Origin of the sequence: Alkalihalobacillus sp. NPDC127517, assembly GCF_050276055.1 — a bacterium.
In the GTDB taxonomy this organism is placed as follows: Bacteria; Bacillota; Bacilli; order Bacillales; family Bacillaceae_D; genus Alkalicoccobacillus.
Genome location: NZ_JBNNQX010000022.1, coordinates 37,785 through 38,129, shown reverse-complemented (window position 1 = coordinate 38,129; position 345 = coordinate 37,785). Strand labels below are relative to the sequence as shown.

Genomic DNA, 345 nt, shown 5'->3' with positions numbered 1-345 from the left:
CACGTATCAAAAGAGGTACAGTTAAATAAAGCATCTGCAAGAAGTATCCAATGTAAAAATAGTAGTCATGCAAGCATCTTTTTCTGCTAAAAACCAAATCGAGAGGGGAAATTAAAATGAACAAAGTACTTTCACTACAAAAAGAACACGTATCAAAAGAGGTACATTTAAAGAAGAAGTCTGCAGCAAGCGTATCGTGTAAAACAAGCAGCTTTACAAGCATCTTTTTCTGCTAAAAACCAAAATTGAGAGGGGAAATTAAAATGAACAAAGTACTTTCACTACAAAAAGAGCACGTATCAAAAGAGGTACAGTTAAATAAAGCATCTGCAAGAAGTATCCAAT

Annotated in this window: 2 protein-coding genes; both read left to right on the top strand. The window is 33.6% G+C overall.

Annotated features, from left to right (window positions below):
- Nucleotides 1-90, top strand: a 90-nt coding sequence (locus ACQKKO_RS20130; RefSeq protein WP_498650306.1) for a class III lanthipeptide, incomplete at its 5' end; no start/stop codon positions are given.
- A gap of 26 nt (nucleotides 91-116) precedes the next feature.
- Nucleotides 117-236: a class III lanthipeptide gene (locus ACQKKO_RS20125; protein WP_498650303.1), complete on the top strand. Its 120-nt coding sequence runs from the start codon at nucleotides 117-119 to the stop codon at nucleotides 234-236.
- The last annotated feature ends 109 nt before the right edge of the window (nucleotides 237-345 follow it).